General features: G+C 69.8%; 18 protein-coding genes. 10 read left to right on the top strand and 8 right to left on the bottom strand.

What is annotated here, in order from left to right:
- Positions 1-65: 65 nt before the first annotated feature.
- The gene (locus tag BLW75_RS31320; RefSeq protein ID WP_034305170.1) at positions 66-1,589 is read right to left on the bottom strand and encodes a sensor histidine kinase; all 1,524 of its coding nucleotides are present in this window, start codon (positions 1,587-1,589) and stop codon (positions 66-68) included.
- Positions 1,590-1,695: 106 nt separating this feature from the next.
- On the opposite strand from BLW75_RS31320, the gene BLW75_RS44235 reads away from it, so the two are divergent.
- On the top strand, positions 1,696-1,770 hold the full coding sequence (locus BLW75_RS44235) for a 50S ribosomal protein bL37 (RefSeq protein ID WP_369299112.1): 75 nt from the start codon (positions 1,696-1,698) through the stop codon (positions 1,768-1,770).
- A gap of 68 nt (positions 1,771-1,838) precedes the next feature.
- Here BLW75_RS44235 and rsrA read toward each other — a convergent pair whose 3' ends face one another.
- The gene (rsrA, locus tag BLW75_RS31315; RefSeq protein WP_034305173.1) at positions 1,839-2,162 is read right to left on the bottom strand and encodes a mycothiol system anti-sigma-R factor; all 324 of its coding nucleotides are present in this window, start codon (positions 2,160-2,162) and stop codon (positions 1,839-1,841) included.
- The gene (locus tag BLW75_RS31310) at positions 2,159-2,797 is read right to left on the bottom strand and encodes a sigma-70 family RNA polymerase sigma factor (protein WP_026466946.1); all 639 of its coding nucleotides are present in this window, start codon (positions 2,795-2,797) and stop codon (positions 2,159-2,161) included. The genes rsrA and BLW75_RS31310 overlap by 4 nt, the downstream gene beginning before the upstream one ends.
- Positions 2,798-2,987: 190 nt before the next feature.
- On the opposite strand from BLW75_RS31310, the gene ybaK reads away from it, so the two are divergent.
- A complete protein-coding gene (gene ybaK / locus BLW75_RS31305; RefSeq protein WP_034305175.1) occupies positions 2,988-3,464 on the top strand; it encodes a Cys-tRNA(Pro) deacylase in 477 nt (158 codons plus the stop codon).
- A gap of 143 nt (positions 3,465-3,607) precedes the next feature.
- On the top strand, positions 3,608-4,171 hold the full coding sequence (locus BLW75_RS31300; protein WP_034305177.1) for a hypothetical protein: 564 nt from the start codon (positions 3,608-3,610) through the stop codon (positions 4,169-4,171).
- Here the strand turns inward: BLW75_RS31300 and BLW75_RS31295 are convergent.
- Positions 4,121-4,729: an alpha/beta hydrolase family protein gene (locus BLW75_RS31295; protein ID WP_034305179.1), complete on the bottom strand. Its 609-nt coding sequence runs from the start codon at positions 4,727-4,729 to the stop codon at positions 4,121-4,123. The genes BLW75_RS31300 and BLW75_RS31295 overlap by 51 nt on opposite strands.
- Positions 4,726-5,484 (bottom strand): SOS response-associated peptidase, encoded by a 759-nt coding sequence (locus BLW75_RS31290; protein ID WP_034305182.1) that lies wholly within the window; start codon positions 5,482-5,484, stop codon positions 4,726-4,728. Before BLW75_RS31290 ends, BLW75_RS31295 begins: the two co-directional genes overlap by 4 nt.
- Before the next feature lie 101 nt (positions 5,485-5,585).
- On the opposite strand from BLW75_RS31290, the gene rsgA reads away from it, so the two are divergent.
- The 5 genes from rsgA (at position 5,586) to BLW75_RS31265 (ending at position 10,233) form a co-directional block, all read left to right on the top strand.
- Positions 5,586-6,596, top strand: coding sequence for a ribosome small subunit-dependent GTPase A (rsgA, locus tag BLW75_RS31285; protein WP_034305184.1), 1,011 nt, complete (start codon positions 5,586-5,588; stop codon positions 6,594-6,596).
- A 60-nt stretch (positions 6,597-6,656) separates the two neighbouring features.
- A complete protein-coding gene (locus tag BLW75_RS31280) occupies positions 6,657-7,556 on the top strand; it encodes an SCO4651 family lipoprotein (protein WP_034305185.1) in 900 nt (299 codons plus the stop codon).
- A gap of 184 nt (positions 7,557-7,740) precedes the next feature.
- Positions 7,741-8,421 (top strand): hypothetical protein, encoded by a 681-nt coding sequence (locus BLW75_RS31275; RefSeq protein ID WP_034305187.1) that lies wholly within the window; start codon positions 7,741-7,743, stop codon positions 8,419-8,421.
- 71 nt (positions 8,422-8,492) lie between these two features.
- Entirely contained in the window at positions 8,493-9,287 is a 795-nt protein-coding gene (locus tag BLW75_RS31270; protein WP_034305190.1) for an SCO4651 family lipoprotein, read from the top strand.
- 61 nt (positions 9,288-9,348) lie between these two features.
- Positions 9,349-10,233, top strand: coding sequence for an NAD-dependent epimerase/dehydratase family protein (locus BLW75_RS31265; RefSeq protein ID WP_034305192.1), 885 nt, complete (start codon positions 9,349-9,351; stop codon positions 10,231-10,233).
- Positions 10,234-10,309: 76 nt separating this feature from the next.
- Here the strand turns inward: BLW75_RS31265 and BLW75_RS31260 are convergent, their stop codons facing one another.
- Both BLW75_RS31260 and BLW75_RS31255 read right to left on the bottom strand, forming a co-directional pair.
- Complete coding sequence (locus BLW75_RS31260) at positions 10,310-10,801, bottom strand: DUF6912 family protein (protein ID WP_091598663.1); 492 nt, start codon at positions 10,799-10,801, stop codon at positions 10,310-10,312.
- Positions 10,798-12,204, bottom strand: a complete 1,407-nt coding sequence (locus BLW75_RS31255) for a WS/DGAT/MGAT family O-acyltransferase (RefSeq protein ID WP_034305194.1) — start codon at positions 12,202-12,204, stop codon at positions 10,798-10,800. The genes BLW75_RS31260 and BLW75_RS31255 overlap by 4 nt, the downstream gene beginning before the upstream one ends.
- Before the next feature lie 34 nt (positions 12,205-12,238).
- Here BLW75_RS31255 and BLW75_RS31250 point away from each other — a divergent pair, with 34 nt between their 5' ends.
- On the top strand, positions 12,239-13,018 hold the full coding sequence (locus BLW75_RS31250) for a TrmH family RNA methyltransferase (RefSeq protein ID WP_034305196.1): 780 nt from the start codon (positions 12,239-12,241) through the stop codon (positions 13,016-13,018).
- On the opposite strand, the gene BLW75_RS31245 is transcribed toward BLW75_RS31250, so the two are convergent.
- A complete protein-coding gene (locus BLW75_RS31245) occupies positions 12,993-13,397 on the bottom strand; it encodes an HAD-IA family hydrolase (RefSeq protein ID WP_034305198.1) in 405 nt (134 codons plus the stop codon). The two genes, BLW75_RS31250 and BLW75_RS31245, sit on opposite strands and share 26 nt — an antisense overlap.
- A gap of 112 nt (positions 13,398-13,509) precedes the next feature.
- Between BLW75_RS31245 and BLW75_RS31240 the strand changes: the two genes are divergently transcribed.
- Complete coding sequence (locus BLW75_RS31240) at positions 13,510-14,013, top strand: Rv3235 family protein (RefSeq protein WP_034305200.1); 504 nt, start codon at positions 13,510-13,512, stop codon at positions 14,011-14,013.
- The last annotated feature ends 51 nt before the right edge of the window (positions 14,014-14,064 follow it).

Below are 14,064 nucleotides of genomic sequence, written 5' to 3'. Positions count from 1 at the left end.
GGCGCCGGCCCTAAAACGTGTCCGGATAAGACTGTCCCTTGTGGACGATCAAACGCGACAGTCCATTAGAGACGTCGGGACAGCGGGATCCGCAGCGCCGCTTCGGTTCCCAGCCGTCGCCCGGCGGTCTCTTCGGATTCCCCGCGCAGCCCCCGGATCGACAGCGATCCGCGCAGCTCCGACTCCACCAGTGTCCGCACGATCTGGAGGCCGAGGCCGTCGCTGCGTTCCAGCGAGAAACCCGAGGGAAGCCCGCGCCCGTTGTCGCGGATGACGACGTCGAGCCAGCGGGCGGAGCGCTCCACGACGAGTTCGACCTTGCCCGGCCGTCCGTCGGGGAACGCGTGCTCGATGGCGTTCTGGACGAGTTCGGCCAGCACCATCACCAACGGCGTCGCGATCTCGGCGACGACGACGCCGAACGAACCGGTGCGCGAGAGCCCGACCTGCGATTCCGCCGTCGCGACCTCGCCGACCATCGGGAGGACGTTGTCGAGCAGCTTGTCGAGATCGACCCGCTCGTCGACCGAGATGGACAGCGCCTCGTGCACCATCGCGATCGACGAGACCCGGCGCACGGACTCGCCGAGCGCGAGCCGCGCCTCCTCGCTGGAGGTCCGGCGCGACTGGAGCCGCAGCAGCGCGGCGACGGTCTGCAGGTTGTTCTTCACGCGGTGGTGGATCTCGCGGATGGTCGCGTCCTTCGAAAGGAGAGCGCGATCACGGCGCTTCACCTCGGTGACGTCGCGCACCAGCACCAGCGCGCCCGCGGCCTGCCCGGCGGGACGCAGCGGCAGCGCACGGAAGAGCACGACGGCGCCGCGACGGGAATCCGCCTCCGTCCGGCTGCTGGGCTTGCCGTCGAGCGCCTCGATGATCCGATGCGACACCTCGGTCGCGTCGAACGGGTCGCGGATGAGCGACCTGGTCAGCGGCGCGAGGCGCTGACCGACGAGATCGGACTCGTGCCCCATCCGGTGATAGGCCGACAACCCGTTCGGGCTGGCGAAGACCACCGTGCCGGTCGGGTCGAGGCGGATCAGGCCGTCGCCGACCCGCGGGCTCGTATGCGTGTCCGTCTGGTTCCCCGGGCTGGGGAACGTGCCGTCGACGATCATCTGGCACAGGTCGCCCGCGCTGCCGAGGTACGCGATCTCGAGCGGGCTGGGCACCCGCGAGGCCGCCAGGTTGGTCTCGCGGCTGAGGACGGCGATCACCGTGCCCGCGAACACCACCGGGATGGCCTCACGGCGCATCGGCAGGTCGCGGTACCAGTGCGGATCCTCTTCGCGGCAGATCCGCACCTCACGGCTCGCCTTGGCCAGCTGCGGATGCTCGTCGACGGTGAACCGGGAGCCGACGACGTCCTCCGGATGGGCCGTCGGCGCCGTCGTCGGGCGTGCGTGGGCGACGCAGACGTAGTCGCCGCCGTCCGGCTGCAGCTCCTCCGAGACGGCGACCCACAGCAGGAAGTCGGCGAAGGACAGATCGGCCAGCAGCTGCCATTCGGCGACCACGGTCTGGAGATGGTCCGCGGCTTCACCGGACAGGCCGGTGTTCTCCGCGAGCAGATCGGAAAGGGTGGACACGTCCCCATCCAAGCAGGGTGAGGGCCGCATGACACACTGGAGAGGTTGACCCTGGCCCAGCGGTGTCGTATCACCCCGCGAGGGCCACTCGGACGAGGAGTGAAACATGTCGAAGCGCGCCCGCAAGCGTCGCGACCGTAAGAAGAACGGCGCGAACCACGGCAAGAAGCCCAACTCCTGATCATTCGATCAGACGACGAAGGCCCCCGCACCGATCCGGTACGGGGGCCTTCGTGTGTCCTGAGCCGCTTACTCGAACGTCTGCTCGATCTTGACCTCGGTACGCTCGATGGTGATCGCGCCCTTGGTCTGCACGGTCTGGCGGATCGAGGCCCGCAGCCGGGACTTGAGGTCGTCCGGGGCGTGGTCGCCGCCGCACTTGCGGGCGAGGAGCTGCTTGATGTGCTCGTCGATGCCGTACTCCTCGAGGCACGGCGGGCAGTCCTCGATGTGCTTGCGCAGGGCGGCGTCGCGCTCGGCGCTGCACTCCTTGTCCAGCAGCAGGTAGATGTCGGCGAGGGCTTCCTCGCACCTGACCTTGTCGTCCGCGCCGGCGCAGTAGTCCTCGCTCATCGCCCCGCCACCTCCTGCTGTTTGCCCGCGCGGATGAAGCCCCGCTCGCGGGCGACATCGGCGAGCAGGTCACGGAGCTGGGCACGGCCGCGGTGCAGCCGGGACATCACGGTGCCGATGGGCGTGTCCATGATCTCGGCGATCTCCTTGTACGCGAAACCTTCGACATCGGCGAGGTAGACCGCGAGGCGGAACTCCTCGGGCAGCTTCTGCAGCGCTTCCTTGACGTCGGCGTCGGGCAGGTTGTCCATCGCCTCGACCTCGGCCGAGCGCAGCCCGCTGGAGGTGTGGCTCTCCGCCTTGGCGATCTGCCAGTCGGTGATCTCCTCGGTGGGCTGCTGCACCGGCTGGCGCTGACGCTTGCGATAGCCGTTGATGTAGGTGTTCGTGAGGATGCGGTACATCCACGCCTTGAGGTTGGTGCCCGCCTTGAAAGACGCGAAGGCCGCGTACGCCTTCAGGTACGTCTCCTGGACGAGGTCCTCGGCGTCGGCGGGATTCCGGGTCATCCGCATGGCGGCCGAGTACAGCTGGTCGAGCAGGGGCATCGCGTCCCGCTCGAAGCGCTCGGCCCGCGCGGCCGCCTCTTCGGCGTCCGTGCCCGTGTCCGGCGCGGGATTCTGCGTGCTCGGCAAACCGTTCCCTTCCCGATCGGCGTCGATGCGCTTGTGCGCATGAGACGTCGTCGAGTTTACGCGCGGGCGGATCACCTGGCCGCCCGGCGTGCGCGGGATCAGGATTCGGGGAGCTTCGAGTGTGGTGGACACGTGTCTTCCAACAGTGAGGCCCGGCCGGGCATTCCCGGCGCGCTCGTAGACTCCGCCCATGGCAGGCAAGGGAACCCCGGCGACGGCGCTGCTGGCGAAGCAGAAAGTGGCGCACGTGTTGCACGCCTACGACCACGACCCGCGGGCGGAGTCGTACGGCCTCGAAGCCGTCGAAGCGCTGGGGCTCGACCCCGCGCGCGTGTTCAAGACACTGGTCGCCGAGGTCGACGGGAAACTGACCGTCGGCGTGGTCCCGGTCACCGGTCAGCTGGACCTGAAGGCGCTGGCGGCCGCCGTGGGCGGGAAGAAGGCGAAGATGGCCGACCCCGCCGCCGCCCAGCGCGCGACGGGTTACGTGCTCGGCGGGATCTCGCCGCTCGGGCACCGGAGCAGGCTGCCGGTGGTGATCGACTCGTCGGCGGAGAAGTTCGAGACCGTGCACTGCTCGGCCGGGCGGCGCGGCCTGGAGGTCGAACTCGCGCCCGGCGACCTGGCGCGGCTCACCGGCGCCGTGGTCGCGCCGATCGCCGGCTGAGTTCTCCCCCGCATTTAGTCCTCTGGATGCGGGCAGGGGTTCACCCTCGCGAGGGAGCGGAGTCGGTCCCCAGCGGGAAGAACACGCGGCCGCACTCGGGAATCGTCGTCGGCAAGCGAACGACGACTCCTGGGAGCGACAGAATGACCGAAACCGTGCCCGGCGTACCGAGATGGGCGAACCTCGCCGCCCACGCGACGCTGCTGGTGACCTTGCCCTCCGGGCTGTGGCGGGTCGCGATGGGCCTCGGCATCCCGGTCGGGTTCACCGCCCAAGGACTGGACGAGTTCGGCATCCCCGGCTGGGGCGCGGCCTACGTCTTCGGGCTGAGCCTGCTCTCCGAAGCGCTCGCGTTCCTCACCCTCGGGCTCGTCCGGCCGTGGGGTGAGGTGTGGCCGCGCTGGATCCCGGGGCTGCGCGGCCGCCGGATCCCGCCGCTCGCGGCGATCCTCCCGGCCGCCGCGGGCGCGATCGCCCTGACCGGGCTGGGCGTGCAGGGGCTGTTCGGCTGGGCGGAGGCCGGTTCCTCGATGGCGCCGGGGAGCTGGGAAGGCTCGCCGGTCTACGGCGCCGTCATGGCCGCTTGTTACGCGCCGCTCCTGCTCTGGGGCCCGCTGCTGGCCGCGGTCACCGTGCACTACGCGCGGCGGCGGCTCTCAGGTGAGCGGCCGCAGCACACGCTCCAGCCACTCGGCGGCCGCGCGTGACACGCCTTCGAGGTCGGCGCTGAGGTTGTGGTCGCCCTTGAGCACCACGATCTCGTGATGCGGCCCCGCCTTGGGCAGGCCGAACGGGTCCCGGTCACCCTGCACCACCAGGGTCGGGACCTCGACGGCGTCCAGTTCACCCTGCCGGGTCTTCTCCGGCTTCCCCGGCGGATGCTCGGGGAAGGCCAGGCAGAGCACCGCCACCGCCTGCCCCGCCGCGGCGGTCCGGCAGGCGACGCGGGCCCCGGACGACCGGCCGCCGAACACGAGCGGAAGGTCGTCGAAGCGCACGGAGATCTCGTCGGCCACGGTGAGCCAGGCGGTGTCGAGCTGGGTGGCCGGAGCGGGCGCCCGGCGGCCGGCCACCCGGTATGGCTGCTCGACGAGCGCGACGTGGACCCCGGCCGCCTGCGCCGCGCGGGTGACCGCGACCAGGTCCTTCGCGCCGATCCCCCCGCCGGCGCCGTGGCCGAGCATCAGCACCGCGATGCCTTCCTCGGCACAGTGCAACTCGGCCCGCGCGGGGCCGTAGGCGGTGTCGATCTCCAGCTTCGTCATGAGTTCGGCAGTTCGAAGAGCGGGCTTTCGGCGACGGGTTCGACGCGGTCCACCAGCTCCGGGCCGTTGTTGCGGACGTTGTTGACCAGGCTCGACACCGGCCGGAGCTCGATCGTGTCGACCAGGTCCGCCGGCGGCGGGACGAGCAGGTCGGTGACGTCGGCGAGATCCGGGTCGAGCCAGGTGTCCCACTTTTCGCGCGGCATCAGCAGCGGCATGCGGTGGTGGATGTCGGTGAGCCTGCCGACCGAGTCGGTGGTGATCACGGAGAAGGTGATCAGCGGGTCGGCTTCCTTGTCGTCCTTCGGCCGCCAGGTCTCCCAGATCCCGGCGAACGCGAGCGACTCGTCACCCGGTCCGGTCATGAAGAAGGGCTGCTTCTCCTTGCCGTCCCGCCGCCACTCGTACCAGCCGTCGGCGGGGACGAGGCACCGCCGCGCGGAAACCGCCTTTTTGAACGACGGCTTCTCCTTGGCGGTCTCGGCGCGTGTGTTGATCATCTTCGAGCCGACGCCGGGGTCCTTCGCCCAGAACGGGACCAGTCCCCAGCGCATCATCCGCAGCGACCGCACGGCGGGCTCGTCTTCGAGCACCGCGCCGTCGGCGTCACGCGGATGCCGCTGCACGATGGTGGGGACGACCTTGGTCGGCGCCACGTTGTGATCGGTCCGGACCCGGCCCTCGGTCAGGTCCACCGCGGCGAACTCGTCGATCAGCGCCGCCGGGTCCTTGGTCGCGGCATAACGCCCGCACATGCGAAAACCTCCCTGATCGACAGCCATCGTTACACGCTACCGATGTGTTGGCGAGCAGCATGGGATCATAGTTTCGCGGTATGCGAAGAGCAGGAGGCGGTTTGGCTGGCAAGGACTGGCGCAGGCTGGACGAATCCGACGTGCGGATCCGGCCCGGCAAGGGCACCAGGCCGCGCAGCAAACGCCGCCCCGAGCACGCGGACGCCTCCACGGCGATGGTCATCGGCAAGGACCGCGGGCGCTGGACCTGCGCGATCGACTCGGATCCGGAGCGGGTCGTCACGGCGATGCGGGCCCGCGAGATGGGCCGGGTCTCGGTCGTCGTCGGCGACACCGTCGGCATCGTCGGCGACGTGAGCGGCAAACCCGACACCCTCGCCCGCATCATCCGGGTGGACGAACGCTCCAGCGTGCTGCGCCGGACCGCGGACGACACCGACCCCTTCGAACGGGTGGTCGTCGCCAACGCCGAGCAGTTGCTGATCGTCACCGCGCTCGCCGATCCTCCGCCGCGCACCGGATTCATCGACCGCTGTCTCGTCGCCTGTTACGCCGGCGGTCTCGAGCCGGTCCTGTGCCTGACGAAGGCCGACCTCGCCAGCCCGGACGAACTCCTCGCCGGCTACGCGGGCCTCGACATCCCGGCCGTGGTCACCCGGCACGACGAGCATCCGGACGAACTGGCCGGGCGGCTCAAGGACCGCGTCACCGCGCTGGTCGGGCATTCGGGCGTCGGCAAGTCCACATTGGTCAACCGGCTGGTGCCCGACGCCGGGCTGGCGACCGGCGTGGTCAGCGCGGTCGGCAAGGGCAGGCACACGTCCGTCGCGGCGGTCGCACTCTCCCTGCCCGGCGGTGGCTGGGTGGTCGACACGCCGGGCATCCGCTCCTTCGGGCTGGCGCACGTGACCGCCGACGACATCGTGCTCGCCTTCGAAGAGTTCGCCGAGGCGGCCGAAGAGTGTCCCTCCGGCTGCGGACACCTCGGGCCGCCTTCGGACCCGGACTGCGCACTCGACGACGTGGTCACCGAGGGTCACGCCAGTGCGGAGCGCTTGACGTCCTTGCGGCGTCTTTTGGGCTCCCGAGCCGGGCATGATGACGATCGGTAACTAAATTCGGCTTCGCGCGATAACCCGTTCGGATTAGATCAACTTCTCTGAGGGGTCCTCTTGAAGCGCGTAACCACACTCGCCGCCATCACCACGGCCGCCGTCCTGGCGCTGTCCGCCTGCGGTGGCGAGAAGCAGCCCGGCGCGGCTGCCCCCGCTCCTGCTCCTACCGAGCAGAAGAGCCTGCTTTCGGCGCCGCTCGGCGACCCGATCCAGCTCGCGACCCTGACCCGCGAGAGCACCAAGAAGGCCAAATCGTTCAAGATGACGTTGGAGACCGTCGCCGGCACCGAAAAGGAAAAGGTGGTCGGGCAGGGCGTCTACGACGGTGACAACCCCAGGTTTTCGATGACCCTGGACGACGTCAGCCAGAAAGCGGAAGTCCTCTGGGTCGACAACGCGTTCTTCTTCAAGCTCGACGCGGACGACAAAGCCGAACTGAAGACCGACAAGGCGTACGTGAAGCTCTCGGCCGACGGCCAGGACCCGATCTCGCAGGTGCTCGGCAAGATGATGTCGAAGGCCATCAAGGAGAGCGACCCGTCGCGCACCCTCGAGCAGGTCTCGAAAGCGGGCAAGATCACGAAGTCGGACCAGGTCGAGCTGAACGGTGAGCTCACCAACCACTACGTCATCGAGATCGAGGTCGAGAAGGTCATCGCCCTCATCGTGGGCGAGGTGGGCATCCCGTTCCCAGCGGATGTCCAGCAGAAGCTCGACGCGAAGCTCAAGGGCAAGAACGTCACCATCCCCACCGAGCTGTGGCTCAACGCCGACCAGCTGCCGCTGCAGGTCGTCTCGGACCAGACCGCGTTCATGAAGGCCATGGGCGTGCCCGGGGACGGCGTCGCCAAGTCCACGGTCAAGTACACCGACTGGGGCAGCCCGGTGAACATCACCGCTCCGCCCGCCGATCAGGTCGGCGACCTGACGGAGATCATGAAGAAGGCCGGTCGCTAGGAGCGGCGACTCCGCCGAAATGCTGCAGCAGGAGGGCGGCCAGCCTCCCGCAAGTACGTGAAGGTCCCCTTCATTGCGCTAGACGCAATGAAGGGGACCTTCACGTACCCAGACAATCGGACGGTGGAAATTCACGCGACAGGCGCTACGGTAGTGGTACAGACCATTCACCCGAGGGAGTCCCATGCGTGTCACCGGATTCGCCGTCGTCTGTACCGCTCTCCTGCTGCTGGGCGGCTGTTCCGGGGAAGAGAAACCGGCGGCGCAGCCGGTGAACGACGCGGCGCAACTGGCCTCCGCCGCCGCCGCGGGCACGCAGAAGGCACGCTCATCCAAGATCGCGCTCGAGACCACCGCGGAAGACGGCCGCAAGGTCGTGGTCACCAGTTCCGGGCTCTACGAGGGCCCGAACAGCAGGTTCTCCATGGTCGCCGAGGTCGCGGGTGAGAAACGGGACCTGATCTTCGCCGACGGCGTCCTCTACTACCACCTGTCGGACACTCAGGTCCAGGAGTTCAAGACCGACAAGGAATGGGTCAAGATCACCGCCGACGGCAAGGATTCGCTCTCCGCGGCCAACGGCGCGTTGCTGACGAACGTCGTCGAGACGATGGATCCGACGCGGACGATCGACCGGATCTCGAAGTCGGGCAAGATCACCAAGTCCGAACAGACCGAGGTGGAAGGCACGGCCGCCACTCGGTACGTCCTCGACCTCGGCGGCGCCCCGGCGGAACTGTGGCTGGACGGCGAGCAGCGCCCGGTGCGGGTCACCATCGGCAAGACCACGGTCAAGTACGACAGCTGGGCTTCGGATGTGGTGATCATCGCGCCGCCGCCCGAAGCGGTCGGCGACAGCCGCTGAGCCGTCCCCCGATCGGGGTGCGGACCACGGCTGTGTTTCGCTTGGGCGCCCGCCTTGGAAAGCAGGTCCTCATGCGAAGAACGGCTCTGTCCACCGTCGTGCTCGTACTCGGTGCACTGCTCGGCGCGTGCGACGGCGGAGCCGTGTCGTTCGCCGACGCCCGCGCGCTCGCCGACGGAGCCACGTCCGCCACGGACGGCAAGGCCGCGAAGTTCGTCACCGAGGTCACCGCGGGCACGATGCGGTCGAAGAGCCAGGGACAGGCGAGGGTCGCGGGGACGGGCACCGCGCTGGCCATGACCACGGACTTCCTCGGCGAGCCCCTCGAACTCCGCCTCGTGGACAAGATCGTTTTCGCCAAGGTCCCGGAAGCCGCCCGCGAGGACGTCCCCGGCGGAAAGCCCTGGGTGAAGGTCTCCCCCGACGGTGCGGACCCTTTTTCGCAGGTGGCCGGCGGCAGCATCGATCAGCTGGCGAAGCAGAACGACCCCGGCCGCTCGCTCGACCAGGTGCGGAAGGCGGGCACGCTCGTCGAATCCGGGCACACCGAACTCGACGGGGTGCCTTCCGAGCGCTACCGGCTGGACGTCGACATGGCCGCACTGGGCGGTGATCTGCCCGCCGGGTTGTCGGCCGAGGCCATCGGGGGACTGCGGGGGAAACTCGGGAAGATCCCCATGGAGATCTGGCTCGACGACGCACACCGGCCGCTGCGGATCGTGCTCGACCTCGCGCCGGTTCTCGCCGCTTCAGGGGTCCCGGACAGCGCGATGGCCCGGATCGTCACGCGCTACAGCGAATGGGACACGCAGGCCGACATCCAGGCGCCGCCGCCGGAGGAGATCGGGGAGATCCCGGCGGGCTGACCCGTCACGTTCCCCGCCCGCGTCTCGTCTTTCTCGTGAAGCCAAGACAGGAGGAGCGAACATGCGGGTGATGGTGATCGGGGCGACCGGGGTGCTGGGCCGTCCGCTGGTGCGGCGTCTGCTGGCCGAAGGTCACGAGGTGAGCGGGCTGGCCCGCGGGGTCGACCGGGTCGCGGCGGTCCGCGCGACCGGCGCGAAACCGGTGCCGGGTTCCCTGTTCGACGTCGATTCCCTGGCGGGCGCGCTGAACGGGCACGACGCGGTGCTGAACGTCGCGACACGCATCCCGGACGCGCGCCACGCGATGACGTTGTCCGGCTGGGCCGAGAACGACCGCGTGCGGATCACCGGCAGCCGGACCCTCGCCGCCGCCGCGCGACGGGTCGACGAGCTGGCAATCGTGGTGCAGGAAGGAATCTCGTTCGTCTACGCCGACGGTGGCGACGAGGAACTGGACGAGGACGCCCCTCTCGCGCTGCGCGGCAACATCGCGTCTTCGACGGTGGCGCACGCGAACATCGCGGAACTGGCGGAGGAAGGGCGCACCGCGATCCGGCTGCGGATCGGGCTCCTGGTCGCCGACGATCCGATGACCACGACGATGCTGGCGGCCGCGCGGCGCGGTTCGCCGCTGATCTTCGGCCGCCGGACCGACTGGACCGCGGCGATCCATCCGGACGACGCGGCGGCGGGCGCGATCGCGGCGCTGCGGGCACCGAGCGGCGTCTACAACCTGGCCGCGGATCCGGTGCGGAAGCAGGAACTCGGCGAGGCGATGGCCGCCGCGGCCGGTGTCCGCCGTCCTCGCGCGCTGCCGAAGTGGCTGGCGAACCGGCTGGGCCTGATGTCGGTGCTGGCGCGTTCGCAGCGCGTGGTCTCGACCAGGCTCACCGACGCGACCGGCTGGCGCCCCGAACGTCCGGTGCCCGGCCCGTCCTGGTTCTGACCCCCGCAATTCGGCACCTACTTGCGATGGTTGCACCAGGCAAGGATCGCAACCAGGTGCCGAATTGCGAGGAGAGCTAGAGGAGTTCCAGCAGGAACGGCAGCTCTTGGGGCGCGTACCAGGCGAGTTCGTGGTCTTCGGCGTCGCCGAGGGTGAACTCCGCGTCCGGGTCGCCGAGGTCGGCCTGGTCGATCACCGCGGCGGCGGCCTGCACGGACTCGGCCGCTTCGGCCGCGTCGACGTGGATCGCGGCGACGTCGGCGATCTTCACCGGCCCGGACAGCCGGACGACGGCGGCGTCGAGATCCGCGCGCAGCGTGACCTCCTCGACGTCCGCCGAGATCACCACGCGCCGCGGCTCGGGCTTCTCTTCGGCCGCGATCAGCCGGAGCGACGCCCTCGCGGCGTCGAGCAGCGCGGCGTACTCGAGCTCTTCGTCGGATCCGCTGGCGTAGGACTCCCGCAGCGCCGGGGTCAGCGCGAATCCCGTGCCACTCCGCGCCCGGAACTCGCCTGCGGTTTCGAGCTCACGGAGCATCGCGATCGTCGCCGGTAGATAGACCCTCACCAGTGCGCACCCTTCAGCTCTTCCAACGATTCCTCGATCATCCCGGCGAGCAGGTCCACATCGGACACGGCCTTGCGGTCGCCGTTCAGTCCGAAGTAGACACCCCCGTGATACGAGGTGACCCCGATCGCCAGCGCCTGATTGCGCACCAGCGGCATGACCGGGAACATCTCCACCATCTTCGCCTGTCCCGCGTAGAGCGGCACCTGCGGGCCCGGTGAGTTCGTGATCAGCACGTTGAAAATGCGTCCCGACATCGATCCGGCCGCCCGTGCGCCCAGCGAATGCAGTGTCGCCGGGGCGAACCCGCCGACCGTCAGCAGCCCGCGCGCGGCGACCGATCGGCCGGAGTCGAGGTGGTCCGCCATCGCGTGGCCGATGTGCTGCAACCGCAGGACCGCGTTCGGCTCGCCGACCGGGAGATCGACCAGATAGGCGTCGACCTGGTTCCCGACCAGCGCCGGCGTCGAGTATTCGGCCGTCTCGGCGTCACGGACGGCCATCGGCACCAGCGCGCGCACGGTGGTCGTCGCGGTCAGGTTCGAGCCGCGGGAGAGCAGCCATTCCCGCAGCGCGCCGGTGATCGCCGCGAGTACGACATCGTTGACCGTGCCGCCGTGCGCGGCGCGGACTTCGCGAAAATCCTCCAGCCGGGTACGGACCACGGCGAACATGCGCCCGCCGGAGGTGCGGACGTTGAGCGGCCCGGACGGCGCCGGATTCACCATCGTCTTCAGTGCCGACGCGACGTCGCCGACCGTTTCGGTGACCTTGCCCGCCATCGCGGTGGCGTCGTGGGCGATGGAGCGGACGTTCTCCACCAGCTCCGTCGGCCGCTGCACGGTCTCCGCGACCGCGTCGAGGATCAGCTGCGCACGGCTCGGTTCCCGGCGGGGATGCCAAGTGTCGTCGAACGGTTCCGGCTCCTGCGGAGTGGCGTCGAGGATCAGCTGCCCGATCTCGATGGTGCCTATCCCGTCCACGACGGACTGATGCGTCTTGGTCACCAGCGCGACCCGGTCACCCGCGAGCCCCTCGACGAAATACGCCTCCCAGAGCGGCCTCCCCGGGTCGAGCCGCCGCGACATCAGCCGCGCCACGAGGTCGAACAGCTGGCCGTCGGAACCCGGCTGCGGCAGCGCGGACCGGCGGACGTGGTAGTTCAGATCGAAATCGACGTCGTCGACCCACACCGGCCGGGTGAGATGCCCCGGCACCTCCAGCACCCGCTGCCGGTACCGCGGCAGGAACGCGAGGCGCTGCCCGATCAGGTCCAGCAGCTGCTCGTGGGTGAAGCCGTCACGCGGTCGCTCGAAGATCGCCACGCCACCGACGTGCATCGGGGTCGAATGGTCTTCCACGTACAGGAACGAGGCGTCCAGCGCGGAGAGGCGGTCGGGCATGGGCCGATCCTTACACAGTGGGACACTCGCCGGTGTGGGTGATGAGTCGGTGATTTCGCCGAAGGACCGGTTCCTGACGGTGTACGGGCGCAAACCGGTGCTCGAGGCCTTGGACGACGCGGCGCTCGAGGTGGACAAGGTGATCCTCGCCGATACCGTGCGAGGGCCGAACGCCGCCGAGATCCAGCGAGCCGCCAAGGCCGCCGGGGTGCCGGTGCAGCGCGCGAGCGCGCATCGCGTCAAAGTGCTGGCGGGCAACGGCAAACAGGACCAGGGCGTGCTGGCCGACGTCGTCGCCCCGCGGATGCGGTCCCTGCACGCGGCCCTGTCCGACGGCAGGCCGCCGTCACGGGTGCTGCTGCTCGACGGGATCACCACCCCGGCCAACGTCGGAATGATCCTGCGCACGGCGACCGCGGCCGGGCTGGAAGGGGTCGTGGTGCCGCGGCGCGGGGTCGCCGCCCTCGACCCGATGGTGGTCAAGGCTTCGGCCGGGGTCGCGTTCCGCGCGCCGGTGCTGCGCTGCGGCAGCGCGCGCGAGGCGGCCGAAATGCTCACCGAAGCCGGATACGGGATCTTCGCGCTGGGCGCTTCCGCCCGGAGCTCGGTGTTCGACGTCGAGCTGCCGCAGCGCGCGGCCTTCGTGCTGGGCGGGGAGACGAACGGCGTCGGCGCCGAGGTCGGCGAACTGGTGACGGAATGGGTGTCGATCCCGATGCCGGGCGAGGTCGAGTCGCTGAACGTCTCGGCCGCCGCCGCGGTGCTGTCCTTCGAGCTGGTGCGGCGCGCTAAGGCTTCGGGAACAAGGCGCTGAGCTCGGTCAGCGTCTCCTCGACGGACGTGTGGTGCACCCCCGCCATCCCGGCCGCCACCGCCGCGCGGACGTTGTGCGCGGCGTCGTCGACGAACACGCACCGGTCGGCGGGCAGGTCGAGCAGCCCCGCGGTGAGCAGGTAGACCTCGCGTTCGGGTTTGGCCACGCCGACCTCGCCGGAGAAGACGAGCGCGTCGAAGAACGGGTCGAGTGACCGTTTCGCCTCGTCCGACGCGCCGGGAGCGTTCGAGAGCAAGGCCGTTTTGATACCGCGCTCCCTGGCCGCCAGCAGGAAGGCGTACAACTCGTCCGCGCCGGCGTCCGTGAGCACGCCGACGTAGTCGATGACCAGCCCTTTCAGCACCGGCCCACCGTACACAAGCGATCACCGCCCGGTTCATCCTCTCGGGCGGTCCTTGTCGCGGCTCCGCCCGCCGCCCGCCCCATAGTTGCTGGGCGCGGCCGAGGGGGCCGCGGAGGGGGACTGTCAGATGAAGTCGTACGTACTGAGACGGCTTGAACCGTTCGAACCGCCGTACCGGGTCGCCGGCAGGCCGGACAGCCTGGTGCACCGGGCGGCGGTGCCGGACAACCAGCTCGTGCTGGACCTGCCGCTGGCCGGCGAAAGCGTCGTGGAGGAACCACTGCCGCGGCCGGACACTCCCGACAGCCGGCAGGTCGGCAGGCTGCTGACCACCATCCTCGAAGCCTGCGACGGGCGCCGGCCCGCGGTCCAGGTGCGGCCCATCCTCGACCCCGCGCTGCACAGCGCGCTTCTCGACCCCGGCCGCCGCCGTCCCTCGGGCGGCTACCGGCCGAAGTCGGTCCACCTGGGGCATCCGGCGGACGGCGTCGTCGAAGCCTGCGCGACCGTCGAGCAGAACGGACGCTGCCTCGCGCTGGCCGCCCGCTTCGAGCGGACGTCGTCGGGCTGGGTGTGCACCCGCTTCCACCTGCTGAAGCCGCCACGACGGGTCTCCGCGCTCGCGGCCTGATACGCGTGAAGGCCCCCTTCCCTCGGCTGAGCCGAGGGAAGGGGGCCTTCA

Source organism: Amycolatopsis lurida, assembly GCF_900105055.1.
GTDB lineage: Bacteria > Actinomycetota > Actinomycetes > Mycobacteriales > Pseudonocardiaceae > Amycolatopsis > Amycolatopsis lurida.
The sequence above is the reverse complement of the archived record's forward strand: the minus strand, read 5'-3'. Positions and strand labels throughout refer to the sequence as shown.

What these genes read in the sequence shown, in the direction of transcription:
- rsrA (WP_034305173.1), bottom strand. Translation starts at nt 2,162, where the DNA reads ATGAGCGAGGACTACTGCGCCGGCGCGGACGACAAGGTCAGGTGCGAG.
- BLW75_RS31270 (WP_034305190.1), top strand. Translation starts at nt 8,493, where the DNA reads ATGCGAAGAACGGCTCTGTCCACCGTCGTGCTCGTACTCGGTGCACTG.
- ybaK (WP_034305175.1), top strand. Translation starts at nt 2,988, where the DNA reads ATGGCAGGCAAGGGAACCCCGGCGACGGCGCTGCTGGCGAAGCAGAAA.
- BLW75_RS31240 (WP_034305200.1), top strand. Translation starts at nt 13,510, where the DNA reads ATGAAGTCGTACGTACTGAGACGGCTTGAACCGTTCGAACCGCCGTAC.
- BLW75_RS31300 (WP_034305177.1), top strand. Translation starts at nt 3,608, where the DNA reads ATGACCGAAACCGTGCCCGGCGTACCGAGATGGGCGAACCTCGCCGCC.
- BLW75_RS31255 (WP_034305194.1), bottom strand. Translation starts at nt 12,204, where the DNA reads ATGCCCGACCGCCTCTCCGCGCTGGACGCCTCGTTCCTGTACGTGGAA.
- BLW75_RS31295 (WP_034305179.1), bottom strand. Translation starts at nt 4,729, where the DNA reads ATGACGAAGCTGGAGATCGACACCGCCTACGGCCCCGCGCGGGCCGAG.
- BLW75_RS31275 (WP_034305187.1), top strand. Translation starts at nt 7,741, where the DNA reads ATGCGTGTCACCGGATTCGCCGTCGTCTGTACCGCTCTCCTGCTGCTG.
- BLW75_RS31290 (WP_034305182.1), bottom strand. Translation starts at nt 5,484, where the DNA reads ATGTGCGGGCGTTATGCCGCGACCAAGGACCCGGCGGCGCTGATCGAC.
- BLW75_RS31265 (WP_034305192.1), top strand. Translation starts at nt 9,349, where the DNA reads ATGCGGGTGATGGTGATCGGGGCGACCGGGGTGCTGGGCCGTCCGCTG.